1 protein-coding gene is annotated in these 1,562 nt (G+C 31.2%); it reads right to left on the bottom strand.

The genetic code is table 11. From position 1 onward, the window contains the following. Nucleotides 1–154 precede the first annotated feature (154 nt). Nucleotides 155–1,333 (bottom strand): tyrosine-type recombinase/integrase, encoded by a 1,179-nt coding sequence (locus CLIN57ABFB40_RS20170; RefSeq protein WP_175631664.1) that lies wholly within the window; start codon nucleotides 1,331–1,333, stop codon nucleotides 155–157. Between the last annotated feature and the right edge of the window lie 229 nt (nucleotides 1,334–1,562).

The raw sequence follows: 1,562 nt of genomic DNA, 5'->3' as shown, positions 1-1,562 counted from the left end.
ATGATTTGAAATGAAATCATTGTATATAAGGAAGTTATAAAATAGAGAAAGTTATCTTTAGGCAACGATGAGGTAACCATTGAAATCGTTTCAACAGTAAAAAGAATATAGCAATAAAAGAAATGTCCTAAAATGGAACAAACAGAACAACCTTTTACAATAACTGGTTTAATATCTCCCTGAATACTTTATCAGCATGTTCCTGCATGATTTTAATATAGTTGAATATTGGTCGATTATTTTTCATACTGTGCCCTATGCAATATTCAATTTTTTCAATTTGGATTCCTAGATTATATCCGTGTTGTGCAAAGGTTTTTCGAGCGGAATAATAAGTGACCTTTTTCTTTATTCCCGAGAGTATTGAGACTTTGCCGATATGGCGAAAAATCAAACTGTATATCTGTCTATAAGATGAATACTTCCCGAATTTCAGATAGCCTTCTTTTGTCAGATATTTATCTATAATTACTTTTGCTTCAGGTTGCAGAGTAAATACGATTTCATTCTCTCCTTTTTTACTATTACGTGTTTTATGACGTATATAGCGCATATAATCTTTATCTTTAAAATTGTATGTCAATAAGTCTCTCAGGTTAATACCACCTAGATAATAAGTAAGCATAAAAATATCCCTTGCTATAGATAAAGAAGGCTTTAAAAGATGAACATCCCGTATTCTCTTTAATTCATCTATTGACAAATCAAGCTCCCGTACATTACTTGCCGGCATTTTAAATAGAATAAAAGGATGAATAGAATAGGTTACATAATTCATCTTTCTTGCATAATTCAATATCACCTTTATCAAAGTTAGATATATTCTGATAGTTGTATCTGACAAATTCTCTTCGTGAAGAACTTTTGCAAATTCTTGTATATGCAGAGGGGTTAACTGAATTAAGGGAAAATCTCCTTTCATATATTTAATAAATCTATCAGAAGCTATCATATAAAGTTTATAAGATTTTTCCCGTTCTTCTCCTTTCATGAAATTCATGTATTCTCTTGCGACAGATTGAAAAGTTATTCCTTTTTTCTTCTGTTCGTAGTTAATAATACGTATCAGTTCAGTGCATGAGATTGCAGGTAAATAACTGATTGATGTAACTATTTCTTCGTACTCGTTTATTAGTTTTCGTAAACAAGCATTCATATTCGCAGCATTCTCATGCCTGACAACTCTACCATTTTTTATCTGACTGGCAGAATCCAAAGTAAACTGAGTAGATATATATCTAGTTTGCGAATGATGTGCTACTGCTATCCTTATTCGATGTCTACCATTTGATAGTTTTTTAGTTGGAACAATTACAATTGAAAAATTCGCCATATCATTTTTAGGTTTATAAATTACTATTTCCCATACAATAAAATAGAAACATAAAGTCTCATAACCATTAGCCGCAGATTAAAAATCCGGCTTGTAGCATGGAATATCGTGCAAAAGACGGTATTTTCCATGCATATGTACGATTCTGCATTGCTATATTTTGATTTACTCGCTATGTTTGCAACACTTTTTCACAGCTATAATGTGAAAAGGCACTTAACAAAAAAGA

The sequence above is a fragment of the Bacteroides acidifaciens genome, assembly GCF_903181435.1.
Taxonomy (GTDB): Bacteria; Bacteroidota; Bacteroidia; order Bacteroidales; family Bacteroidaceae; genus Bacteroides.
Note: the sequence above shows the minus strand (reverse complement) of the source record. Positions and strands in the feature narration are given on the sequence as shown.